General features: G+C 63.2%; 19 protein-coding genes and 1 pseudogene. 6 read left to right on the forward strand and 14 right to left on the reverse strand.

Going from position 1 to position 22,657, the window contains the following annotated elements:
• Positions 1-209: 209 nt before the first annotated feature.
• Together DFR48_RS15540 and DFR48_RS15545 are read right to left on the reverse strand one after the other, a co-directional pair.
• Positions 210-1,017: pseudogene (locus DFR48_RS15540) on the reverse strand (glycine betaine ABC transporter substrate-binding protein); the annotation flags it as partial.
• Positions 1,018-1,566: 549 nt separating this feature from the next.
• Positions 1,567-2,211: a TetR/AcrR family transcriptional regulator gene (locus tag DFR48_RS15545; RefSeq protein ID WP_170141899.1), complete on the reverse strand. Its 645-nt coding sequence runs from the start codon at positions 2,209-2,211 to the stop codon at positions 1,567-1,569.
• A gap of 105 nt (positions 2,212-2,316) precedes the next feature.
• On the opposite strand from DFR48_RS15545, the gene DFR48_RS15550 reads away from it, so the two are divergent.
• From DFR48_RS15550 to DFR48_RS15565, 4 genes are all read left to right on the forward strand, one after another.
• Positions 2,317-3,444, forward strand: coding sequence for an efflux RND transporter periplasmic adaptor subunit (locus DFR48_RS15550; protein ID WP_170141900.1), 1,128 nt, complete (start codon positions 2,317-2,319; stop codon positions 3,442-3,444).
• Entirely contained in the window at positions 3,441-4,514 is a 1,074-nt protein-coding gene (locus tag DFR48_RS15555) for an efflux RND transporter periplasmic adaptor subunit (RefSeq protein WP_114364107.1), read from the forward strand. The genes DFR48_RS15550 and DFR48_RS15555 overlap by 4 nt, the downstream gene beginning before the upstream one ends.
• Positions 4,511-7,579, forward strand: a complete 3,069-nt coding sequence (locus DFR48_RS15560) for an efflux RND transporter permease subunit (protein ID WP_114364109.1) — start codon at positions 4,511-4,513, stop codon at positions 7,577-7,579. The genes DFR48_RS15555 and DFR48_RS15560 overlap by 4 nt, the downstream gene beginning before the upstream one ends.
• Positions 7,580-7,709: 130 nt before the next feature.
• Positions 7,710-8,813: an alpha/beta hydrolase gene (locus tag DFR48_RS15565; RefSeq protein WP_245415627.1), complete on the forward strand. Its 1,104-nt coding sequence runs from the start codon at positions 7,710-7,712 to the stop codon at positions 8,811-8,813.
• Between the two features lie 174 nt (positions 8,814-8,987).
• Here the strand turns inward: DFR48_RS15565 and DFR48_RS15570 are convergent, their stop codons facing one another.
• The 6 genes from DFR48_RS15570 to DFR48_RS15595 form a co-directional block, all read right to left on the reverse strand.
• Positions 8,988-9,896 (reverse strand): homocysteine S-methyltransferase family protein, encoded by a 909-nt coding sequence (locus DFR48_RS15570; protein ID WP_425359261.1) that lies wholly within the window; start codon positions 9,894-9,896, stop codon positions 8,988-8,990.
• A gap of 21 nt (positions 9,897-9,917) precedes the next feature.
• Positions 9,918-11,135: a trans-sulfuration enzyme family protein gene (locus DFR48_RS15575; protein ID WP_114364114.1), complete on the reverse strand. Its 1,218-nt coding sequence runs from the start codon at positions 11,133-11,135 to the stop codon at positions 9,918-9,920.
• A gap of 134 nt (positions 11,136-11,269) precedes the next feature.
• Positions 11,270-11,959 carry an ABC transporter permease gene (locus tag DFR48_RS15580; protein ID WP_114364115.1) on the reverse strand — a complete coding sequence of 230 codons (690 nt, stop codon included), beginning with the start codon at positions 11,957-11,959 and terminating at the stop codon, positions 11,270-11,272.
• Positions 11,956-12,687: an ABC transporter permease gene (locus DFR48_RS15585; RefSeq protein ID WP_114364116.1), complete on the reverse strand. Its 732-nt coding sequence runs from the start codon at positions 12,685-12,687 to the stop codon at positions 11,956-11,958. Before DFR48_RS15585 ends, DFR48_RS15580 begins: the two co-directional genes overlap by 4 nt.
• Before the next feature lie 74 nt (positions 12,688-12,761).
• On the reverse strand, positions 12,762-13,532 hold the full coding sequence (locus DFR48_RS15590) for a transporter substrate-binding domain-containing protein (RefSeq protein ID WP_114364118.1): 771 nt from the start codon (positions 13,530-13,532) through the stop codon (positions 12,762-12,764).
• Positions 13,533-13,561: 29 nt separating this feature from the next.
• The gene (locus tag DFR48_RS15595; RefSeq protein ID WP_114364119.1) at positions 13,562-14,341 is read right to left on the reverse strand and encodes an ABC transporter ATP-binding protein; all 780 of its coding nucleotides are present in this window, start codon (positions 14,339-14,341) and stop codon (positions 13,562-13,564) included.
• A gap of 198 nt (positions 14,342-14,539) precedes the next feature.
• On the opposite strand from DFR48_RS15595, the gene DFR48_RS15600 reads away from it, so the two are divergent.
• Positions 14,540-15,010, forward strand: a complete 471-nt coding sequence (locus DFR48_RS15600; protein ID WP_112687557.1) for an Lrp/AsnC family transcriptional regulator — start codon at positions 14,540-14,542, stop codon at positions 15,008-15,010.
• Positions 15,011-15,179: 169 nt separating this feature from the next.
• On the opposite strand, the gene glnT is transcribed toward DFR48_RS15600, so the two are convergent.
• The 6 genes from glnT to DFR48_RS15635 all read right to left on the reverse strand — a co-directional run bounded on the left by glnT (position 15,180) and on the right by DFR48_RS15635 (position 21,299).
• Positions 15,180-16,487: a type III glutamate--ammonia ligase gene (gene glnT, locus DFR48_RS15610; protein WP_114364120.1), complete on the reverse strand. Its 1,308-nt coding sequence runs from the start codon at positions 16,485-16,487 to the stop codon at positions 15,180-15,182.
• A gap of 87 nt (positions 16,488-16,574) precedes the next feature.
• Complete coding sequence (locus DFR48_RS15615) at positions 16,575-17,903, reverse strand: FMN-binding glutamate synthase family protein (RefSeq protein ID WP_114364122.1); 1,329 nt, start codon at positions 17,901-17,903, stop codon at positions 16,575-16,577.
• A gap of 20 nt (positions 17,904-17,923) precedes the next feature.
• Positions 17,924-18,610 (reverse strand): GltB/FmdC/FwdC-like GXGXG domain-containing protein, encoded by a 687-nt coding sequence (locus tag DFR48_RS15620; protein ID WP_114364124.1) that lies wholly within the window; start codon positions 18,608-18,610, stop codon positions 17,924-17,926.
• A 17-nt stretch (positions 18,611-18,627) separates the two neighbouring features.
• Positions 18,628-19,533: a class II glutamine amidotransferase gene (locus DFR48_RS15625; protein WP_114364126.1), complete on the reverse strand. Its 906-nt coding sequence runs from the start codon at positions 19,531-19,533 to the stop codon at positions 18,628-18,630.
• 94 nt (positions 19,534-19,627) lie between these two features.
• Positions 19,628-20,281: a helix-turn-helix domain-containing protein gene (locus DFR48_RS15630; RefSeq protein WP_112691800.1), complete on the reverse strand. Its 654-nt coding sequence runs from the start codon at positions 20,279-20,281 to the stop codon at positions 19,628-19,630.
• The gene (locus tag DFR48_RS15635; RefSeq protein ID WP_114364128.1) at positions 20,265-21,299 is read right to left on the reverse strand and encodes a GlxA family transcriptional regulator; all 1,035 of its coding nucleotides are present in this window, start codon (positions 21,297-21,299) and stop codon (positions 20,265-20,267) included. The genes DFR48_RS15630 and DFR48_RS15635 overlap by 17 nt, the downstream gene beginning before the upstream one ends.
• A gap of 92 nt (positions 21,300-21,391) precedes the next feature.
• On the opposite strand from DFR48_RS15635, the gene DFR48_RS15640 reads away from it, so the two are divergent.
• Complete coding sequence (locus tag DFR48_RS15640; RefSeq protein ID WP_114364130.1) at positions 21,392-22,642, forward strand: sarcosine oxidase subunit beta family protein; 1,251 nt, start codon at positions 21,392-21,394, stop codon at positions 22,640-22,642.
• The last annotated feature ends 15 nt before the right edge of the window (positions 22,643-22,657 follow it).

Consider the following 22,657-nt stretch of genomic DNA (forward strand, 5'->3'; position numbering starts at 1 on the left):
CCGGGGTCGGAGGACATCCAAGCAGTCAACCAGCCGTTCATCGCAGCATCGCTCCCGGATCGACCTCAGAAATTCTTGGCAAGGCGTAGCCCATCGTAGATCGCGGCATGGGTGTTGCGGGCCGCAATCGCATCGCCGATCCGGAAGAGCCGGTAGCTGCCCACGGGGTTCCGCTCGACGGTCTGGGACGCTCCGGGGCCATGATCTCGGCCTTGCTGCTCGGCGAAGGCTTTGGTCACCAGCGTCTGGACCTTGTCCTTCGGCCAGTCGTTCTTCTTCGGATCCGGGCAATCGGCAACGGTATTGCAGCGCTTCGATTCCGCCGCGTCATGGGGAACGCCATGCTCGAGCTTGACCATCTCGTATTTGCCGAGCAAGGCCGTCGGAGCCCAGTAATAGCCGAGCCAGCCTTCCTTGCGTTCGTAGGCCTTGGCAATCGAACCGTCGAGACCGGCCGCCGAGCCCGTGTCGACCAGCGTAAAGTTTGCAGCTTCCCCACCATAGCCCTTGTAGAGCTGACTGGTCACGACGGTGCCGCCCCAACCCTGCGGCCCGTTGTGAACGGCACCCTTGTTCTTGTCTTCCGGATCCGGGAACAGTTCGGGATGCTTGAAGGCGTCGTCGATCGTCTTGATGTCCGGGTTGGCATCGGCGACATATTTCGGCATCCACCAGCCCTGGACGGCGGCATCGGAAAGCGCGGCGGCGGCGCCAACGCGCTTGCCTTCCTCGAGTCCACGGTTGACGACGTCCGGCAACAGATCGACCCAGCCTTCGGGAGCCAGATCCGGCTCGCCCTTTTCCACCATCGAAGTGATGGTCGGCACGGTGTCACCGACGATGACTTCGGCGTTACAACCGTAACCCTCCGTCAGGATGAACTTGTCGACCGCAGCGAGCACCTCGGCGCTCTGCCAGTTCATGCTGGCAATGGTAACATCACCGCATTCGGCGCGCCGCTCCCGTCATGGCCAACATGCCCGCGACAAGGCAGGTGGAAGCAAGAAGATGTTTCATGTCCGTTCCCTCTTCATTGCGGCATTTGTTTCGCAGCGGGGTACCGCCTGGACCCGCTGCCCTGCACGCGCACAGACTAAAACTCTCGGCTCGTCTGCAGCCGCGGGTCGCGTTTTGCGGGTGACCAGTGCACCGCCATTGACAGGAGGTTTCAAGAAAATGGCGTCGGTCACAGACGACCGCGCATGTGGCTTGCGGGATGAGCGCCAGGTCCGGCACATTTCCCGGTCGAGGCGTACATACGCCGACCGGGAGAGGGGATATATCTGCTCAACGCTTGCCTGTTCCAGATAAGGAGCTCCGGAAATAGGAAATCCCAGGCGGTCCGCCACCGGGTCGGTAGCAGCAGGACCCAAGATCCTGCCCCAGAGACTTCATCGTATTCGAAATCCCGATTTGTCGATTGCGTCTGATCGTCGTTTGAGGGGTGGAACTGCGACGCCCTCTCCCCCGAAGAAGCCGGAGGTACCAGCCTGCATTCGCGCTGATCGCGCGGGCTGTTCGAGCGTCAGCCAAGCTCGCCGCCGGTCCACAACCGCGCAGCGCCCGTCAGAGCAGCCGACGCATCAGAACGGCCAACTGCGTGAACAGTTGCTGGTCGCCACTTGAGGACGGCATCAGCCGCCGAAAGAAGCTCTGCGTCGAGATGACAGCGCCGATCATGGACATTGCCGCAATCAGCGAGAGGCCCATATCGACGTCCGCGGGGCCCTCATCCGGTCCCCGGATCGTCCTGACGCACCCGAGGAGCAGATCAAAAACGGGGCGGGCGAGCCGCTCTTCGATCAGCGCTTTTCGCTCGCTGTCCGCGTTCGTCATGATTTCGCTGATCAGGAGCTGCGCGAAGAGCGGGCGGGCGCCGACGAGATCGACCATCTCCCTGCAGAGACGCTCCATCTGTTCATTCGGCGGAAGTCCGCGGCAGAGTTCCTGCGACTCACGGATGCGGGTGATGGCCTCCTCTGCGACGGCATCGACCACTGCCGTCCAAAGCCCCAGTTTCGAGCCATAGCGGTAGGAAATCAGCGCGACATCGACGCCGGCCTGTCCGGCGATCTTTCTGAGCGACGCGCGTTCGAAACCCCATTCCGCGAAATTGGCGACCGCAGCGTCGAACAGCGCATCAACGTCCAGTTCCTTGCCCTTCTTCGGCCGACCGCGCCTGCGTTCCGAAGGTTTCTGCCCGTCTGTCAATGCTCTCTCCTCTTGATACTTGACAAGGATAGCGCATTCACGGATGATATTCAACACATGATGAATAAAATATCCTTCACCCCCAAGTCCTCCCGGGAAACAGACATGCCACAGACGTCACCCAAGGCGCCGGAACGCGCCAGATGGCACCGTAGATTCGCAGCGGCACCGATCCTCGCCGCGCTCTCGGTTCTTGCGCTCACCGCCTGCGACGCAAAAGACAAGCAGACGGCGACCAATGCCTCCCATGTGAGGGTCGAGGCCGCGGCGATGACGAGTGATGTCGTCCGCGCTTCGGCGACGGGCGAGATCAAGGCGCGCGTCGAAAGCGACCTCTCCTTCAAGATCAGCGGCCGCGTCATCTCGCGCACCGCCGGCGTCGGTGACCATGTAAGAGCTGGCCAGGTGCTGGCGACGCTCGATCCAACCGAGCAGAAGGCCGATCTGGAGTCGGCGCAGGCAGCAGTCGCTTCGCAGGAGGCCACGCTGCGCATGACAAGCTCGGTTCTCGCCCGCCGCAAGGCGTTGACCCGGACCGGTGCCATGTCACAGCAGAATCTCGACAGCGCCCTGCAGGAGTACCAATCTGCGGAGAAGGACCTGGTTGCTGCGCGTGCCGAGCTCGAGACCGCGATGGAGGCCCTGCAGCAGACCGAGTTGCGCGCCGACGCCGATGGCACCATCACTGCCCGGGACGTCGAGGTCGGCCAAGTGGTCCAGGCCTCCACCACCGTCTTCACTTTGGCGCACGACGGCGAGTACGATGCCGTCTTCAACGTGCAGGAGACGGCCCTCAGTGGCAAGACGGCGCCGCTCTCACTCGAGGTCGCGCTTGTCTCGAACCCGACGGTCAGGGCACTCGCGAGGCCGCGCGAGGTCAGTCCCGCTCTCGACACCTCGCTCGGCACGGTACGCGTGAAGCTTTCCATCATCGATCCACCGCCGGAAATGACACTCGGCTCGGCCATTATCGCCGATGTGGTCCTGGACCGGCGGGAGCGCGTTTCCATTCCGTGGCAATCGATGTTCTCCAAGGCAGGCAGGCCGGCGGTCTGGGTCGTGGATCCGGAGACGAAGACCGCCCGGATGAAGCCGGTCGTCATCGAGCGGTATGATGCCTCGAAGGTCGTGCTCGCCGACGGTCTGCAAGACGGCGAACTGATCGTTGTCGACGGCGGCCAGTTCCTCCGCGAAAACCAGCCCGTTTCCTATTCCGAGGATCAGACCCGATGACACTCAAGTTCCTCCTCCCTCTCATTCTGTTGTCGGCCGGCCTCAGCGCTTGCTCGGATGAAAAGGCGGCCGAGGCGCCGGTGCGCCCCGTGCTCTCCATGCTGGCCAAGCCGCGCGAGGCAACCGCCTTCGGCTTTGCCGGAACGGTCGAGGCGAAGTTCAGTACGGATCTCGGTTTCCAGGTCTTGGGCCGCATCGTCTCGCGCGACGTCAGCATCGGCGATCTCGTGCACAAGGGGCAGGAACTCGCCCGCGTGGATGCCACCAGCCTCGAGCTGGCTGTCAAGCAGGCGGAGGCCGACATCGCCTCCTCCGATGCCAAGCTTGATCTGGCCCGCGTGAACGAGCAGCGCCAACTGACGCTCCTTGCCTCCAACGCCACGACGCGAGAACAGCTTGAAGAGGCTGTCCAGTCACGCGAGGCAGCGGAAGCAACCATGCAGCAGTTGCGGGCCAGCCTGACGAAGGCACGTGAACAGTTGGACTATGCCGTCCTGAACGCCGAATCCGACGGGGTCGTTTCGTCTCTCTCGGCCGAAGTCGGACAGGTGGTGACGGCAGGCCAGACCGTACTGACGATCGCGCGCCTGGAGGCACGCGATGCCGTGGTGGACATTCCCGACAGCTACAACCAGTTGACCGCAATCGGCACCCCCTTCGAGGTGATCCTGCAGGCCAACCCGGAGGTGAAGGTCACGGGCACGGTGCGCGAGGTATCACCGCAGGCGGACGCGGCCACACGCAGCCGCCGCACCAAGATCGCGCTGGAGAGCCCACCGGACAGCTTTCGGCTCGGAAGTACGATCACTGCAACACCTGTCGCGCCGAGCGAAGGCCACCTCTGGCTGCCGGAAACTGCGATCGGTGGCAATGACGGCGACCGTTTCGTCTGGGTAGTCGATCCGGCCGCCAGGAAGGTTCAGCGCCGCACCGTCACGACCCGGCCATCCGCTGCCGGCGGTGTCGACGTTCTCAGCGGCCTTAGCGAAGGAGAGCGTGTCGTGACGGCGGGTGTCAATTCACTCGCCGATGATCAACCTGTCAGAATTCCAGACGAGATGCCGCAATGAACACGAAATTCAATCTTTCCGAATGGGCGCTCCAGCACAAGTCGCTCGTCTGGTATTTCATGATCCTCGCCAGTGTCGCGGGCATCCTGTCCTACATCAATCTCGGTCGCGAGGAGGATCCGGACTTTACCATCAAGACCATGTTGATCCAGGCCTCCTGGCCTGGCGCCTCCGTGGACGAGATGACGAGCCAGGTCACCGACCGGATCGAGAAGAAGCTGCAGGAACTTGAATCGCTCGACTACACGAAGAGCATCAACACGCCCGGGCAGGCGACGATCTACGTCAACCTGCGGGAAAACACCAAGGCCAAGGACGTGAAGCCGACCTGGGTCAAGGTCCGCAACATGATCGGTGACATCACGCCCAACCTGCCTCAGGGTGTCCAGGGTCCCTATTTCGTCGACAGTTTCGGAGATGTCTACGGCAATATCTACGCCTTCACTGCCGATGGGCTGAGCCAGCGCCAGCTGCGTGATTATCTCGAGGCTGCCCGCCAGGAGATCCTGTCCGTGCCGAATGTCGGCAAGGTGGACCTGATCGGTGCGCAGGACGAGGTCGTCTATCTCGAATTCTCGACCAAGCAGATGGCGGCACTCGGCCTCAGCCAGAGTGACATCATCGATACGCTTCAGAACCAGAACGCCGTCGTCGCCTCCGGCACGTTGCGCACCGGTGCCGAAAGCATCAACCTGCGCGTCTCCGGCCAGTTCGCCACCGAAGATGCGCTGCGTGACATCAACCTGCGCGTCAACGACCGCTTCTTCCGATTGAGCGACGTCGCCAAGATCACGCGCGGCTATTCCGATCCCGAGCAGCCGCTTTTCCGTGTCAACGGCAAGCCCGCCATCGGACTGGCGATCGGGATGAAGCCCGGCGCCAACCTGCTGAACTTCGGCGCGGCGCTGTCGGAGAAGATGGACAAGGTCGTCGCCGGCATGCCCATCGGTATCGGCGTGCATCACGTGGCAGACCAGGCAGTCGTCGTTGACGAGGCCGTCGGCGGATTCACCAAGGCCCTTTTCGAAGCCATCGCCATCGTTCTCGTCGTCAGCTTCGTCAGCCTTGGCATGCGCGCCGGCCTGGTCGTCGCCGTCTCGATCCCGCTGGTTCTGGCGATCACCTTCGTCTTCATGGGATATCTCGGCATCTCGCTGCAGCGTATTTCCCTCGGTGCACTCATCATCGCGCTCGGCCTGCTGGTGGATGACGCCATGATCGCGATTGAGATGATGGTGTCCAAGCTGGAGCACGGACAACCCCTGTCCAAGGCGGCAACGGCCGTGTGGACCTCGACCGCCTTTCCGATGCTCACCGGCACGCTCGTGACCGTCGCAAGCTTCATACCCGTCGGCCTCAACGACAGTGCGGCGGGTGAATTCACCTTCTCGCTCTTTGTGGTCATCGCGATCTCGCTGATCGTCTCGTGGATCGTCGCGGTCTTGTTTGCCCCCCTGCTCGGCGTGTTGATGCTGCCGAAGACGATGAAGGCGCATCACGAACAGAAGAGCCTGCTGGCGCGCGTGTTTTCCAGGATTCTCGCCGCCTGCATGCATTGGCCCAAGACAACGATCCTGGCCACCGTGGCGATGTTCGGTCTTTCCGTCGGCGGCATGGGCTTCGTACAACAGCAGTTCTTCCCGGCCTCCGACCGGGCTGAGCTGATTATCGACTGGACGGCCCGCCAGAACTATACCATCGCCCAGACCAAGGCGGATATGGATGCCTTCGAGGCCAAGCATATCGCCGGCGACCCCGACGTCGACCATTGGACCTCCTATGTCGGGCAAGGCGCCAAGCGCTTTGTGCTTTCGTTCGACGTCCAGCCTTCGACGAACAATTTCGGACAAATGGTCGTCGTCGCGAAGGATATCGACGCGCGTGACCGCCTGATGGCCAAGCTGAAGACCGCCGCCGAAGAGGAATATCCGGGAACGGACGTCTTCGTGAAGCAGATGGAACTCGGGCCCCCGGTCGGTCGTCCCGTCCAGTATCGCGTGGGTGGCCCCGACCCGCAGATGGTGCGCACCTATGCCCAGGAATTGGCCGGCATCATGGGCCAGGACCCGCGCCTCACCAGTATCGTCTTCGACTGGAACGAGCCGGCCCGCGTAGTGAAGGTGGATGTCCTGCAGGACAAGGCCCGCCAGCTCGGCGTCAGCTCGTCCGACATCGCGACGTCGCTCAACAACATAACGGGCGGCTCGACCATCACCCAGATCCGCGACAGCATCTATCTGGTCAATGTGGTGGCTCGCGCCACGAAGGATGAGCGGGAGTCGATCGAAACGCTGCGCAACCTGCAACTGCCCGGCAGCAACGGCCAATCGGTTCCGCTCGCCTCGATCGCCAATTTCCGCTACGAACTGGAGCAACCGGTGATCTGGCGCCGTGACCGCATTCCGACGATCACGGTCAAGGCCGCGATTACCGACGAAACCCAGCCGGCCACCATCGACCAGCAACTGAAGCCCTCCATCGACGCCTTCGCGGCCAAGCTACCGAGCGGCTACAGCGTGGAAACCGGCGGCACCGTCGAAAGCAGCGCGAAGAGCCAGGCGCCAATCGTCGCCGTCGTCCCGCTGATGCTGCTCACGATGGCGACGATCCTGATGTTCCAGCTGCAAAGCTTCCAGCGTCTGTTGATGGTGGTGATCGTCGCCCCTCTCGGCCTGATCGGCGTGGTGGGCGCGCTGCTGCCGAGCGGTGCACCCCTGGGGTTCGTCGCGATCCTCGGCGTGCTGGCACTGATCGGCATTCTGATCCGCAACTCGGTCATTCTGGTGGTCGAGATCGACACGCTGCGCAAATCCGGCAGGCATGCCTGGGACGCAGTCCGCGAGGCCGCCGAGCACCGCATGCGTCCGATCATGCTGACGGCGGCCGCCGCCTCTCTCGCGCTCATCCCGATTGCCCGCGAGATCTTCTGGGGCCCGATGGCCTACGCGATGATGGGCGGCATCATCGTCGGGACGGTGCTGACGCTGCTCTTCCTGCCGGCGCTCTATGTCGTCTGGTTCCGCATTCGCAAGCCCGACGAGGCGACCGGCGAGGTCACCCTGTGAGAGGACGCCCGGGTACGACCCGGGCGTTCCGTATTCCTGTACCCCACACAAAACCCGCACCCCGCGAAAAGGCCCGCAGATGCTAAGTTTCCGCCCCGAAGCCTGGCGACTCCTTTTGGTCGTGACATTGATGCTGCTGGTCACGGGATGCGTCTCCCGTCCTTCGGAGGAAGTCCTGACGCCACGCGTGCTCAAGCAGCCGCTGGCGCAAGAAGTCACGGTCCTTGCTGCGACAAACCGGAAATTGAGGTCAAAGGACGACGGTCCACTGGGCCGAAGATCAGACAAGCTGAGCTTTGAGCGGTATCGGTTTTCGGTTCCCGCGAACCGACCCGCCGCCAGCCTCGTTTATCCCACGGTTCCCGCCGATCCGCGACGACAATTCGTCGTCACGGATCACCGTGATCTGACACCGTCGCAGTTCTCGGCCGAGATCGAGCGCACCGTTGACGACGACGGGACTGTTGCCGTCTTTGTGCATGGTTACAACTACAGCCATCAGGAGGCGCTTTTTCGTACCGCCCAGCTTGGCGCCGACGCCGAGACGCTACCACCGCCGATTCTTTTCTCCTGGCCGTCGCAGGCAAGCCTCACCGGCTATGTCGCAGACAAGGACGAAGCACTGGCTTCACGGACGGAGCTCACCAGGTTGCTCGTCCTGATCAGTCGCACGCGTGGCGTCAAACACATCGTTCTCTTTGCCCACAGCATGGGATCATTGCTGGCCATCGAGGCGGTGCGCCAGCTGGAACTCGAGAACCAGTCGAGCACCACCCGAAAACTCGATATCGTTCTGGCAGCGGCAGATATCGACGTTGATCTCTTCCTTTCCCAGTTGAACGACATCGGCCGGCTGCCTCGCCCCATTACCCTGCTGGTCTCGAAACAGGACAGGGTACTCGGCGTATCGAGCTTTCTCGGTCGCGAGCGTCCGCGGGTCGGGATGTCCGATGTCGACGATGCAAGAGTCGTCGCGGTGGCAGAAGCTCATAACCTTCGGCTGGTCGACATCACCGGCATCAGTGACAATGACGGCCTCGGACACGACAGGTATGTGAATCTCGCCAAATCCGCCGGCGAGATCAAGAGAGAGTACGAGTCGCACTCCGAAACTGCGGACAACGCCGGCATCCTCGTCTTCGACGCCGTCGGTCATCTCCTCACGAGACCTCCGAGCGCGACGGCAGCCCCCTATCTCGCCACCACCGAGGTGAATACCGCGACTTACCGCTGAATCTCGGGCCCTCGGAGCGGTGACTTGTCGTTGACAAGGGGGCGAGATCGGATCGGACCCGCGCGCCCTACGACGTGCTTTCCGCTCCTGACTCGCCGCCTGCCGCCATCGGCTCCTTCGACCTGCTGACCGCCGTTCCGGTACTGGTCGAGACGCTCGTCCGCCCGGTCGGGCTCAGCGATTCAGGCCGCGGGCCAGATGGTGAATGTGCGCCGCGCCGATGCCGCAGCAGCCGCCGACCATGGTCGCGCCCGCCTCCGCCCAGTCACAGGCGAAGCGCAGATAGCGGTCGGAGGTCAGGTCCTGCCGCGTCTCGTTCAGCGACTCGTTGGCGGCCTCCTCGTCGGCCTCGGTCTCGAAGGCATTGGCATAGACGCCGATCTCCGTGTCGCTGCCGTTCCGCTCGAACACGGCGCGCGCCGTCCGCACGGCGGCCTCCATCACCTCCGGGCGGCTGCAATTGAAGAGAAGCGCCCGTGCACCGGACCCGACTGCCCATTCCGCGGCCGCTTCTACCGTCTCGCCGGAGCGGAGCCTCGGCACATCGCCGTCGCCCGAAGCATCGTCGGCGAGCGTGAAGGATATCCAGAAGGGCTTGCCGGTTGCGGCAACGGCGCGGCGCACCGCCTCGCCCTCGGCGATCAGGCTGAGGGTTTCGCCGAGCCACACGTCGACGAACGGTGCGAGCCCCTCGACCAGCACGCCGAGATAATCCTGCACGCGAGTGGGGTCGAAATTTTCGGGCTCATAAGAACCGAAGATCGGCGGCAACGAGCCTGCAACCGTCACGTCACGCTCCACGGCATCGGCCGCCTGCCGCGCAAGCTGTCCGGCAAGGCGGATGAGCGAAGGGCCTTCGGCGCGGAAGCGCTCCTCGCCGATATGGAAAGGCACCAGCGCGTAACTGTTGGTCGTCACCACATCCGCACCGGCGGCGATGAATTCCGCATGCACCTGCCGCACGATGTCCGGGCTTTCCATCAGGGCGAGCGCCGACCATTCCGGCTGGCGCAACGGAGCGCCGAGCCTGGCCAGTTCGCGGCTCATGCCGCCGTCGAGGATCAAGACATGTTTCACGGACAGGTTCCTTTTTCCATTAGGTCGTTAGCCCCCGAGGGCCTGGTCGAGATCCGCCATGATGTCCGGCACCGCCTCGAGGCCGACAGACAGGCGGAAGATGCCGTCGCCGGCAAAGGCGCGGTAGTCGTCGAGCTGTGCCCCTTCGAGGCGATAGGTGGATTGCATCATGTCCGCGGTGTCGAGGAGAACGACGATGCTGCGCTGGTGTCCGAGCGAGAAGGCGTAGTGGACCACCTTGAGCCGCTCGGCGAGCCTCTTGGCCACCGCCTGCGGATCGCGGACCTGAAACGTCACCATGCCGCCGGCGATCGCCATCTGGCGCCGGACGAGATCGTGTTGGGGATGCGTCTCAAGCCCCGGATAGGTGACGGCCGTCACGGCGGGATGGCCTGCGAGGAAACGGGCAACCTCGAGCGCAGCGGCGGAGATGATCTGCATACGGGGAAAGATCGTGTCCAGCCCGCGCATGATGAGCCAGGCGTTCTGAGCCGAGAGCGTGGCGCCGAGATAGACGCCGGCCCTGCTGCGGATCGCCTCCACCAGGTTCTTGCGGCCGCAGACGGCTCCGCCCAACGCATCGCCATGACCGTTCATGAACTTCGTGAGCGAATGAATGACGAGGTCGACCCCGAGCGAGAGCGGCTGTGTGGCGACCGGCGTTGCGAACGTGGAATCGACCGAGACCAGCGCGCCATGGGCATGGACGAGAGCGGCCACGGCTTCGAGGTCCGTCAGCCGCAGGATCGGATTGCAGGGGCTCTCGCAGTGGACGAGGCGGGTATTGGGTCGCAGCGCCGCGGCCACGTCGTCGAGGCGCGACATGTTCACCGCGCTCACTTCGATGCCGTAGTCCGGCAGAATGCGCCGTGCCAGCTCATTGGCGCCGGCATAGCAGACGTCGCTGACCACCAGATGGTCGCCCTGCCGCAGGAAGGTGAAGAAGGTGGCGGCGATCGCCGCAAGGCCGGTGGCGGTCGCCAGTGCATCATCGCCACCTTCGAGTGCGGCGATCCGCTGCTCGAGCTGCCGTACGGTCGGATTGGTCCAGCGGGCGTAGAGGAAGGGAAGAGCCGTCAGGTCCCCGGCGCCATCGGCCGAAAAGGGCCCGCCCCCCGGTACCAGAGCGTTGTTGACCGACATGGCAATGTTGGGCGCAATCGCCCTTGTCACCGGATCGACAACCAACCCGCCATCAAGTGCGAGCGTCTGTGGATGAAGATACCCGTCTTTTCCATCCTGCATGACCTACCCCTCGCGATGATCGTCGCCACAAGCTAGCCCGGCCGCCGCAAGGAGCGGCCGCGTTCTTCTGTCCACCGCGCCTTGAAGTGACGCCGCAGCGGACATCAGCGCGAAAAAGCCGCGAGACACCCCGCTCATCGCCGGATCGGCACCTGCGCCTCGACCACGCGGAAGGCGCGCACGATGAGCATGGTCACCAGAACGTAGAAGACGGTCACGACCATGAGAGGCTCATAGACCAGCAACGTGTCCTGCCGGACCTTGTAGGCCACGGCGTAGAGATCCATGACCGTGACGGTGAAGGCGAGCGGCGTCGCCTTCAGCTGCAGCACGACCTCGCCGGCAATCGTCGGCAAGGCGATGCGGATCGCGCGCGGCAGCCAGATACGCCGGAAGAGCTTGCCGGGTGACATGCCGAAGGCTCGCCCGGCCTCCAGCTCTCCCTTCGGCACGGACAGAAGCGCGCCACGCAGCACCTCGGCCTCGTATGCGGCATAGTTCAGCGTGAAGCTGACGGCCGCGAAGAAGAAGCCTTCGCGCAGTACGGGCCAGAGGAAGCTGCCGCGCAGGCCGGGGATCATCGGCATCAGCGAGCCGACGCCGTAATAGAAAAGCCAGAGCTGGATAAGCAGTGGCGTGCCGCGCAGGAAGGTGCAGAAGATCTTGGCCGGCCAAGCCAGCCAGCGTGGGCCGCTGACCTGTGCTCGCGCGAGCCCGACGGCGAGAATGAACCCGAAGACGACCGAAATCACCAGCAGCAGCACGGTCTGCACGGCACCGGCGACGAGAAGCGGCCAATAGGCGGCGATCCAGCCGAAGTTCATCGCGCATCACTCCGGACTGCTTGCCCGCGGCGGAAATGCCCTTCAACCAGTGCAAAGACGGCGTTTGAAACCAGCGTGATTGCCAGATAGATCAGACAGGCGGCGAAGAAGAAGAGGAAATAGTGCTTGGTATTGCCGGCGGCGAGCCGGGTGGCAAGCGCCAGTTCCTGATAGCCGAGTACGGCAATCAGCGCACTGTCCTTGGTCACCGACATCCACAGGTTGGCCAGCCCCGGCAGGGCGTTGGGAACGAGTGCCGGCAGCACGATCCGGCGAAAGCGCAGCCACGGCCCCATGCCGAAGGCGCAAGCCGCCTCGATCTGGCCGATCGGAATCGCGAGGATCGCCCCGCGCAGGACCTCCGTCGCGTAGGCTCCCTGAACGATGCCGAGAACGAGGATGGCCGCCACATAGGCGTTGATCTCGACGCCGGGCAAACCGACTGCACCGAGCAGGTGGTTCAACCCGTCCGTGCCGGCATAGAAGAGACCGATGATGAGGATGAGCTCGGGGACGGCGCGGATGGCCGTCGTATAGAGGTCGAGGACGGCGCGGATGACCCGGTCGCCTTTCAGCTTGGCCGCCGCGCCAAGAAGACCGATACCGATGCCGACGAGATAGGCCCCGAGCGAAATCGCCAGCGTGGAGGCGGCCCCCGACAACAGGACTCCGCCCCAGCCCGGCGGGCTCGGCGAAAGCAGTTCCAGAAGCGAGGGACCGGTGGCCATGGCGAGAGTTCCCGAGGGAGCTGTCTGCGGCGGTCGTCACGGTCTTGCCCGACGACCGCCGCAGAACTGTCCGATCAGTTGCCGTAAGGATCGAAGTCGAAGTACTTCTTCGAGATCTCGGCATATTTGCCGCTGGCGCGGACCGCTGCGATGGCCTTGTTCAACTTCTCGCGCAAATCGTCCTCACCCTTTCGCAGACCGCCGGCAACGCCGTAGCCGAGGATCGCCGGATCGTTCGCCACGTCGCCGCGGTCCTCGCAGCAATCCTTGCCGAAATCGGACTTGAGGAATTCGGCAAGCGGCATCGAGTCGGCGAAGACGTAGTCGACGCGTCCGGCAGCGAGATCCTGCAGCGCTTCGTCAAGCGTCTGGTAGGTCTTTTCGGAGGCCTTCTCGGCAAAGTACTTCTTGTAATACTCGGACTGGACCGTGGAGACCTGGATGCCGATGGTTGTTCCGGCCACGTCGTCCGGACCGGCGCCGGTCTTGCCCTCCTTGGGTCCGATCAGCTTGCTCGGCGTGTTGTAGTATTTATCCGTAAAATCGATGGTCTTGCTGCGCTCGTCGGTGATCGACATGGACGACCAGATGACGTCGAACTTCTTCGCCTGCAGGGCAGGAATGAGGCCGTCCCACGACATCTCGACGATGCTGCAGCTTTCGTGCATCTCGGCGCAGACGGCGTCCATCATGTCGATCTCCCAGCCTTCCCATTTGCCTGAAGCATCCTTGGCAAAGAAAGGCTGGTAGGATTCGTTCATGATGCCGAAGCGGACCTCGGCCTGGGCAGCAGCGCCGGAAAGGGCCAATACGGCTCCGGCAAGGGCAATGGACAGCACTTTCATTACGGTTTCCTTCTCCTGAAAATACGGGCTCAATGGCGTAGCGAGGCGGTGAATTCCCGGCAGCGGGCGCTCGAAGGGGTACCGAACACCTGTTCTGGTGGTCCCTCTTCCTCCACCCGCCCATCGTGCAGGAACATCACGTGGCTGGACACATCGCGGGCGAACTTCATCTCGTGCGTGACGAGCAGCATGGTGCGGCCTTCTTCCGCCAGATCGCGGATTACCTTCAGCACTTCGCCCACCAGTTCCGGGTCGAGCGCCGAGGTCGGCTCGTCGAACAGCATGACCGTGGGATTGACGCACAGTGCCCGGGCGATCGCCGCGCGCTGCTGTTGGCCACCGGACAGAAAAGCGGGATAGGCGTCGCGCTTGTCGTAGAGGCCGACCTTGGCGAGCAGAGCCTCGGCCCGTTCCACGGCCTCCTTGCGCTTCATGCCGAACACATGGACCGGCGCCTCGATGACATTGCCCAGCACGGTCATGTGTGCCCAGAGGTTGAAGCTCTGGAAGACCATGGCAACGCCGCTGCGGATGCGCTCCACCTGCCGTCGGTCGGCCGGACGGACGCGGCCGTCGCGACCCGTCCTCATGGCGATCTCCTCGCCATTGACGACGATGCGGCCGCGGTCGGGGATCTCCAGAAGGTTGATGCAGCGCAGGAAGGTACTCTTGCCGGAGCCGGAGGAGCCTATCAGCGAAATGACGTCGCCCTTGTGGGCCGTCAGCGAAATGCCCTTGAGAACCTCATGCGCACCAAAGCTCTTGTGCACGTCTTCCACCTGCAGGGCGGCAGGACCATTCTCCGTCATACTTTCCCGTTTCCGTGGCGCCTCAAGGGTTTATCGATGAAATCTATCGGCAACCGGCGCAGCTTTTCCGCGCAATGGACATGTCTATCGCGGTTTTCCCGCAGGAATTTACAAAAAATGCAGCCGGCCCTACTCCTATTGACAAGAGAGAGGAAACCGGCGAACGCCCCGGAAGGGCCAGAAACAGGAACGAGGGACATGGTAGACGGGCTGGACGACTTCGACCGGAGCATCCTCGACATCGTGCAACGCGATTGCCAGATGAAAGCCGAGGCGATCGGCCACACGGTCGGCCTGTCGGCTTCCGCCGTGCAACGCCGGCTGAAGCGAATGCGCGAACAGGGCATTATCAAGGCGGAAATCGCGGTGGTGGACCGGCGTGTCACCGGCAATCCCATGACCTTCATCACCGGCATGGAGATCGAACGCGACAACTATGATGCGCTCGCCAAGTTCCGTGCCTGGGTGGACAGGCAGGACCATATCCAACAGGTCTATTACGTCACGGGAGCGGTCGACATCATCGCGATCGTCACGGCACACGACGTCGGCCAATACGACGAGCTGATGGCCCAGCTCATGTCGCAGAACCCGCAAATCAGGCGCATGCATACCAATGTCGTGCTCAAGGACCTGAAGCTCGGCATGATGGTTCCGGTACAGTCCTGAACGCACCAGCACTTCTCGATGATGCGCTGTCCGCCTTCTGGGCGGCAAGGACGGCTTCCGCGACAGCACTCGCTCCGGTCACGTGGTCAAGTGCTGCCTTGGCGGCCGCCGGCACCGTCACCGCGACGGATGGCATCGACGATCCGTGCCGTTTCACATATCCGGGTTTTCATATGTCGAGGGTCGTCTCATGCTCCCACGACGTGAACTGGGAACAATAGGCGTTCCACTCACCGCGCTTCAGCTTGATATAGGCAGTTGAAAATTCGGCGCCGAGCGCCTCCTGCAGGACTGTGTCCTTCTCGTACTCGCGAAGCGCGTCGAGGAGGTTGAGCGGAAGCCTCGGCGCATCTTTCACCGTGTGACCGTCGCGATACATGTCGATATCGCAGTGAGGTCCCGGGTCGGCATTGCCGCGCATGCCGGAAAGACCGGCCGCGATGATGATCGCCTGCAGCAGATAGGGGTTGACCGCGCCGTCCGGCAGGCGAAGCTCGAAACGGCCCGGTCCTGGCACGCGCACCATATGGGTGCGGTTGTTGCCGGTCCACGTGACGGTATCCGGCGCCCAGGTCGCGCCCGAAACGGTGCGGGGCGCATTGATGCGCTTATAGGAATTGACGGTCGGGTTGGTGATCGCGGCGAGTGCTGCGGCGTGCCGCATGATACCGCCGAGAAAGGTCTTGCCCTGCGCAGACAAGCCGAACGGCATATCGGCATCGGCAAAGGCGTTCACCTTTCCGTCCAGATCCCAGACGGAGATATGCGCGTGGCAACCGTTGCCCGTCAGTCCCTTGAACGGTTTCGGCATGAAAGTGGCGCGCAATCCGTGCTTCTCGGCGACGGACTTGACCATGAACTTGAAGAAGGAATGTTTGTCGGCGGTATTGAGGGCGTCGTCGTATTCCCAGTTCATCTCGAACTGGCCGTTCGCGTCCTCGTGGTCGTTCTGGTACGGCTTCCAGCCGAGTTCGAGCATATAATCGCAAATCTCGGCGATCACGTCGTAACGGCGCATGAGCGCCTGCTGGTCGTAACAGGGCTTTTCCGCCGTATCGAACACGTCGGAAATCGCCGATCCCTCGGCCGAGATCAGAAAGAACTCTGGCTCCACACCGGTCTTGACGCGCAAACTTTGCTTGGCCGCCTCGCCCACCAGCTTCTTGAGCACGACGCGCGGCGCCTGGGCCACCGGCTTGTCGTCCATGGCGCAGTCGGCGGCAACCCACGCCACCTCCTTCTTCCAGGGCAGCTGGATCACCGAGGACGGATCCGGCATGGCGAAAAGATCGGGGTGCGCGGGCGTCAGGTCGAGCCAAGTCGCAAAGCCGGCGAAGCCTGCGCCGCCCTCCTGCATCTCGGCAATCGCCTCGGTCGGCACGAGCTTGGCACGCTGGACGCCGAACAGGTCTGTGTAGCTGATCATGAAATAACGGATGCCCCGCTCCGCAGCGAAGCCTGCAAGATCCTGTGTCACGTCGTTCCCCTGATTTTATGGATTGAGACACATTCGTTGAAAGAAGAATGGCCGCATCCGTGGGAGTCGGATGCGGCCATTCGGGTCTTAGAAACCGCCCTTGCCCGGGTACCAGTTCGTTCCGGCAAGCGGCACCTGCGCCATGGCGGCCGCCTCCATCGTGAGGGCGACGAGATCTTCCGGCTCCAGGTTGTGGACATGGTTCTTGCCGCAGGCCCGCGCAATCGTCTGCGTCTCGAGGGTCATCACTTTGAGGTAGTTCGCCAGCCTGCGGCCGGCGACCACCGGGTCAAGGCGCTGCATCAGATCCGGGTCCTGCGTGGTGATGCCGGCCGGGTCCTTGCCCTCATGCCAGTCGTCATAGGCGCCGGCGGTGGTGCCGAGCTTCTGATATTCCTCTTCCCACTTCGGATCGTTGTCGCCGATCGCAACCAGCGCCGCCGTGCCGATCGCAACGGCATCGGCACCGAGGGCGAGCGCCTTGGCGACATCGGCGCCCGAACGGATGCCACCCGAGACAATCAGTTGAACCTTGCGATGCATGCCGAGATCCTGCAGCGCCTGGACCGCCGGGCGAATGCAGGCGAGCGTCGGCATGCCGACATGTTCGATGAAAACGTCCTGCGTTGCGGCCGTACCGCCCTGCATGCCGTCGAGCACCACGACGTCGGCGCCCGCCTTCACCGCGAGCGCCGTATCGTAATAGGGACGCGCGCCGCCGACCTTCACATAGATCGGCTTCTCCCAGTCGGTGATCTCGCGAAGCTCCAGGATCTTGATTTCCAGATCGTCGGGACCGGTCCAGTCCGGATGGCGGCACGCGGACCGCTGGTCGATGCCCTTGGGCAGATTGCGCATTTCGGCGACACGATCAGAGATCTTCTGGCCGAGCAGCATACCGCCGCCGCCGGGCTTGGCGCCCTGCCCGACCACGACCTCGATTGCGTCGGCCCGACGCAGATCCTTCGGGTTCATGCCGTATCGCGACGGCAGGTACTGGTAGACGAGCGTCTGCGAATGGCCGCGTTCCTCATCCGTCATGCCGCCGTCGCCGGTGGTCGTCGAGGTTCCCGCCGCCGTCGCACCCCGCCCCAGTGCTTCCTTGGCGCTGCCGGAAAGCGCACCAAAGCTCATCCCGGCGATGGTGATCGGGATCTTCAGCTCGATCGGCTTCCTGGCGAAGCGCGTGCCGAGCACGACGGAGGTGTCGCAACGCTCGCGATACCCCTCGAGCGGGTAGCGGGAGATCGAGGCTCCGAGGAAGAGAAGGTCGTCGAAGTGGGGCACCTTGCGCTTGGTTCCGCCACCACGGATGTCATAGATGCCGGTGGCGGCAGCGCGGCGAATCTCGGCCAGCGTATAATCGTCGAAGGTCGCGGACTTGCGCGGCGGGGTGTGGGGGTTGTGATAGCTCATCGGTCTTGCCCTTCGCCGGCTCAGTACGCGTCAGCGTTGTCGATGTTGAAGTTGTAGAGCTTGCGGGCCGAGCCATAGCGCCTGAATTCATCCGGCTTGACGCCGGTGACGTCCGCCTTTTCCAGAAGCTCGGCCAGCTTTTCGAGATGCTCGGGACGCATCTCCTTCTCGATGCAATCGGCGCCGAGGCTCTTGACCTTGCCACGCACGAAGAGCTTTGCCTCGTAGAGGCTGTCGCCCAGCGCATCGCCGGCATCGCCACAGACCACCAGATGACCCGACTGCGCCATGAAGGCCGACATGTGTCCGATATTGCCGTGTACGACGATATCGATCCCCTTCATGGAGATGCCGCAGCGCGAGGCGGCATTGCCCTTGATGACGAGAAGACCGCCACGGCCGGTCGCACCGGCATATTGCGAGGTGTCACCTTCGATGACGACGGTTCCCGACATCATGTTTTCGGCGACACCCGGACCGGCCGAACCATGGACGATGACCGCACCGCCGTCATTCATGCCGGCGCAGTAGTATCCGACTGAGCCCTTCACCTCGACGGTGACGGGAGCATCGATGCCGACGGCAACCGCGTGGCAGCCGCGCGGATTGACCACCTCGAAAGCACTGTCGTTGGCGCCTGCACCGAGGTTGTGCAGTGCTTGATTGAGCTCCCGGAGCGGCTGGATGGAGAGATCGAACGTGGGCATCGTGTTTCCTCGATTGGTCAGGCAGCCTGGCTGTGGTCCCAGAAGTAGACGGTCGCCGGCTCCGGCTCCCAGACGCGGGCGTTCTCGATGCCCGGAAGATTGACGAGAGCCCGATATTCGGAGCCGAAGGCAACGTACTGGTCGGTCTCGGCCATGACGGCGGGCTTGCAGGCGATCGGATCCCGCACCACGCCGAAGCCCGATCTGGTGCCGACGACGAAAGTGAAGAAGCCGTCGAGGTCGTCGAGCGCGCTGGTCAGCGCCTCTCCGAGGTCCTTGCCGCCGGCCATCTCGGCCGTCAGGTAGGCGGCAGCGACCTCGGAGTCGTTCTGCGTCTCGAAGGTCATGCCGACCCTTGTCAGTTCACGGCGCAGGTTGTTGTGGTTGGAGAGCGAGCCATTGTGCACGAGGCACTGGTCGGCTCCGGTGGAAAAGGGATGGGCGCCGAGCGTCGTTACCGCGCTTTCCGTCGCCATGCGGGTGTGCCCGATGCCGTGAGTGCCCCCCATGGAGCGCACGCCGAAGCGCGCAACGACATCCTTCGGAAGACCCGTTTCCTTGTAGATCTCGACGCTGTCGCCGGCTCCCATCACGCGAACCGCGGGGCGAACCGACGCAAGCACGCCGCGGATGTCGGCAAGCCTCTCCGCCGGTATGTCGATGACAGCGTGGGTACTCTTGACCTGGACCTTTGCCGAGACGCCGGACGTCACCAGGTCCTTTTCGAGCCCGGCGAAATCGATCGCCGGGTCGGCCGACTGTACGGTCACCTTCGCCCGGCCGGGTTCGACCGTTCCGTAGATCGCGATGCCGGCGGAATCGGGACCGCGATCGGTCATCGTGATCAACATGTCCGACAGCAGCGCACCCAGCTGCGGTTCGAGACCCGGATCCTTCAGGAACAGTCCAACAATGCCGCACATGACGACCACCTCTCCGTTCAGGTTACGGCGGTAGAGCTATCACACGGCTATTTGGACATCAACACGCAGGAATATTTTTTTCCTTACATTAAACTTATCCTTCCGACCCGGGTCGGTTCTGCGGGTAGGAAATGATCGACAGATAACGCGCCGGCAATGTCACGAGTTCCTCGGGTCCGTGCGGTGCGTCGGCATCGAAGAACAGGCTGTCACCCGGCTGCATCCGGTAGAGCTGCTCCCCGTGGCGATAGACGACCTCGCCTTCCAGCATGTAGAGAAACTCCATGCCTTCGTGCTGGAAAGTCGGAAAGACGTCCGAATCCTTGGTCAGCGTGATCAGATAGGGTTCGACCATGACCCCGCTGGTATTGTTCTCGATGTGGCCGAGGAGACTGTATTGGTGGCCGGCGCGGGTGCCGCGGCGCTCCATGCTGACCCCCTCGCCTGCCTTGACGAAGGTCGCGCTGCGGGGTTCCTCGAAACGGCGAAAGAAGGCGGTGATCGGCACGCCGAGCGCCCGTGACAGGGTCTGCAGCGTCGTCAGCGAAGGCGAAGTGTTGCCGGTCTCGATCTTCGACAACATGCCGATCGACATGCCCGTCGATGCCGCGAGATCGGCAACGGTAATGCCGAGCTTCTTGCGAAAGGTCCTGACCTCATGGCCGATGGCCATTTCGAGGTTGTTTTCCCGCGGCTCGCGAACCGCATGGGGATCCTGCGAAAGGACGCGCTTATCTTCTCTCGTCATGCTTCTTCCTCCGCCTGTCCTCGGTCTGGCCGGACAGCGTATCTTGAACTCTATGAACGTTCCGCCGCAAGGCAGCCGGCGTGGTGCCGAATAATATCTTGAACGCGTTGGAGAAATGGCCGGCGCTCGAAAATCCCGAGGCAAACGCCACCTCCGAGATGGACAAGGGGCTCTGTTCAACGAGACGACGCGCGTGGGTCAACCGGATCCGGCGATAGGTGTCCAGAAAACCTTCTTCCATGTGTGCGGCAAACAACCGGTCGAGGTGCCGCACGCTCGTTCCGGCAAAACGCGCCATGGCGGCTCGGCCGAGCGGCTGTTCGATGCTCGCCTCCATCTTCTCCAGGACGGCGAGCAGAACCGGATGGTGGGTCCCGAACCGCTCGGCGGACGAACCGCGCTGGGGCGCTTCCGGTTCCGCGACGGCCGTGTGCAGGTACCAGTCGGAAACGCGGCGGGCGAAATGGGATCCCATGCGCTCGCCGATCAGGGCGTGCATCATGTCGAGGGGTGCGATCCCTCCGGCGCAGGTGATCCGGTCGCCATCGATGACGTAGCGCGCATGGCGGGGGGCGAGATGGCCGAAAGCCTCGCGCAGCACCGGCGCGTGTTCCCAGTGGATGGTGAAGTCGCGATTGTCGAGCAGGCCGGCCGCCGCCAGCACGTAGGCACCGCTCGAAATGCCGCCGACGCGGATGCCCAGACGAGGCAAGCGCCGCAGCCTTCCGAAGTCCGCCTCAGACAGCGCCCAGTCCCGGGGACCGCCACCGGCAACGACGAAGACCGTGTTGCAGGTCCCGCCGGTCTTCTCAAGAGGTTGACACTCGAAAGCCGTCCCCGACGAACTCGTCACCGGTCGCCCGTCCGTCGACAGCGCCACGACCTCGTAAAGATCGACGCCGCTGATCAGGTTCGCCGCACGCAAGGGCTCGGTCGCCGAGGCGAAAGACATCAGTGCAAAATTCGGGATGAGGAGAAAACCGATCCTCTGACTGCCGCGCGGTTCGGAATGAGCCATGGCCCGTTCCTACATCATTATGTCCCCCTGACGCAATGCGACCCGGCGCGCCGGTTCTAAGCTCGCTTCACATCGGAAAGGTTCCAGACGCCATGCGTTATTCAGCTTTCTCAATTCTGCTCAACGGATTGCGCGGCAATGCATCGTGGAAGCCGGCCTGGCGGGAGCCGGCGCCCAAGCCGCATTACGATGTCGTGATCGTCGGCGGTGGCGGCCATGGTCTGGCGACGGCCTATTACCTTGCCAAGGCCTTCGGCATCCGCAACGTCGCGGTTCTCGAGAAGAGCTATGTCGGCTCAGGCAATGTCGGCCGCAACACGACGATCATCCGGTCGAACTACCTGCTGCCGGGCAACAATCCGTTCTACGAGCTTTCGATGAAGCTGTGGGAGGGCCTGGAACAGGACTTCAACTTCAACGCCATGGTCTCGCAGCGCGGCGTGTTGAACCTCTTCCATTCCGACGCACAGCGTGACGCCTATACCCGGCGCGGCAACGCCATGCGCCTGCACGGGGTCGATGCGGACCTGCTCGACAGGGCGCAAGTGCGGGCAATGCTGCCCTTCCTCGATTTCGACAATGCCCGTTTCCCGATAAAAGGCGGCCTCCTTCAGCGCCGCGGCGGCACGGTGCGGCACGACGGCGTCGCCTGGGGTTACGCACGCGGCGCCGACGCCATGGGTGTCGACATCATCCAGAATTGCGAGGTGACCGCGATCCGCCGCGACAACGGCAGGGTGACGGGGGTCGAGACCTCCAGGGGCTTCATCGGCTGCGGCAAGCTCGCGGTGGCTGTCGCCGGCAATTCCTCCCGCGTTGCCGAGATGGTGGACATGAAGCTGCCGATCGAAAGTCATGTCCTCCAGGCCTTCGTGTCGGAGGGACTGAAGCCCTTCATCGATTGCGTCGTCACCTTCGGCGCGGGCCACTTCTATGTTTCGCAGTCGGACAAGGGCGGCCTCGTCTTCGGCGGCGACATCGACGGCTACAACTCCTATGCCCAGCGCGGTAATCTTGCGACCGTGGAACACGTGGTCGAAGCCGGCAAGGCGATGATCCCTGCCCTTTCCCGCGTGCGGGTGCTTCGTGCCTGGGGCGGCATCATGGACATGAGCATGGACGGCACGCCTATCATCGACCGCACGCCCATCGACAATCTCTATCTCAATGCCGGCTGGTGCTACGGCGGCTTCAAGGCGACGCCTGGCTCCGGCTTCTGCTTCGCCCATCTGATCGCGAAAGACGAGCCGCACCAAGTGACGCGCGAGATGCGTCTCGATCGCTTCGCGCGCGGCTACCTCGTCGACGAGAAGGGCCAGGGCGCCCAGCCGAACCTCCATTGATTTTCCGGGAGAACG

Source organism: Ciceribacter lividus (assembly GCF_003337715.1).
Taxonomy (GTDB): domain Bacteria; phylum Pseudomonadota; class Alphaproteobacteria; order Rhizobiales; family Rhizobiaceae; genus Allorhizobium; species Allorhizobium lividum.

What these genes read in the sequence shown, in the direction of transcription:
- DFR48_RS15550 (WP_170141900.1), top strand. Translation starts at nt 2,317, where the DNA reads ATGCCACAGACGTCACCCAAGGCGCCGGAACGCGCCAGATGGCACCGT.
- DFR48_RS15555 (WP_114364107.1), top strand. Translation starts at nt 3,441, where the DNA reads ATGACACTCAAGTTCCTCCTCCCTCTCATTCTGTTGTCGGCCGGCCTC.
- DFR48_RS15560 (WP_114364109.1), top strand. Translation starts at nt 4,511, where the DNA reads ATGAACACGAAATTCAATCTTTCCGAATGGGCGCTCCAGCACAAGTCG.
- DFR48_RS15565 (WP_245415627.1), top strand. Translation starts at nt 7,710, where the DNA reads ATGCTGCTGGTCACGGGATGCGTCTCCCGTCCTTCGGAGGAAGTCCTG.
- DFR48_RS15575 (WP_114364114.1), bottom strand. Translation starts at nt 11,135, where the DNA reads ATGCAGGATGGAAAAGACGGGTATCTTCATCCACAGACGCTCGCACTT.
- DFR48_RS15580 (WP_114364115.1), bottom strand. Translation starts at nt 11,959, where the DNA reads ATGAACTTCGGCTGGATCGCCGCCTATTGGCCGCTTCTCGTCGCCGGT.
- DFR48_RS15585 (WP_114364116.1), bottom strand. Translation starts at nt 12,687, where the DNA reads ATGGCCACCGGTCCCTCGCTTCTGGAACTGCTTTCGCCGAGCCCGCCG.
- DFR48_RS15590 (WP_114364118.1), bottom strand. Translation starts at nt 13,532, where the DNA reads ATGAAAGTGCTGTCCATTGCCCTTGCCGGAGCCGTATTGGCCCTTTCC.
- DFR48_RS15595 (WP_114364119.1), bottom strand. Translation starts at nt 14,341, where the DNA reads ATGACGGAGAATGGTCCTGCCGCCCTGCAGGTGGAAGACGTGCACAAG.
- DFR48_RS15600 (WP_112687557.1), top strand. Translation starts at nt 14,540, where the DNA reads ATGGTAGACGGGCTGGACGACTTCGACCGGAGCATCCTCGACATCGTG.
- DFR48_RS15615 (WP_114364122.1), bottom strand. Translation starts at nt 17,903, where the DNA reads ATGAGCTATCACAACCCCCACACCCCGCCGCGCAAGTCCGCGACCTTC.
- DFR48_RS15620 (WP_114364124.1), bottom strand. Translation starts at nt 18,610, where the DNA reads ATGCCCACGTTCGATCTCTCCATCCAGCCGCTCCGGGAGCTCAATCAA.
- DFR48_RS15625 (WP_114364126.1), bottom strand. Translation starts at nt 19,533, where the DNA reads ATGTGCGGCATTGTTGGACTGTTCCTGAAGGATCCGGGTCTCGAACCG.
- DFR48_RS15630 (WP_112691800.1), bottom strand. Translation starts at nt 20,281, where the DNA reads ATGACGAGAGAAGATAAGCGCGTCCTTTCGCAGGATCCCCATGCGGTT.
- DFR48_RS15635 (WP_114364128.1), bottom strand. Translation starts at nt 21,299, where the DNA reads ATGGCTCATTCCGAACCGCGCGGCAGTCAGAGGATCGGTTTTCTCCTC.
- DFR48_RS15640 (WP_114364130.1), top strand. Translation starts at nt 21,392, where the DNA reads ATGCGTTATTCAGCTTTCTCAATTCTGCTCAACGGATTGCGCGGCAAT.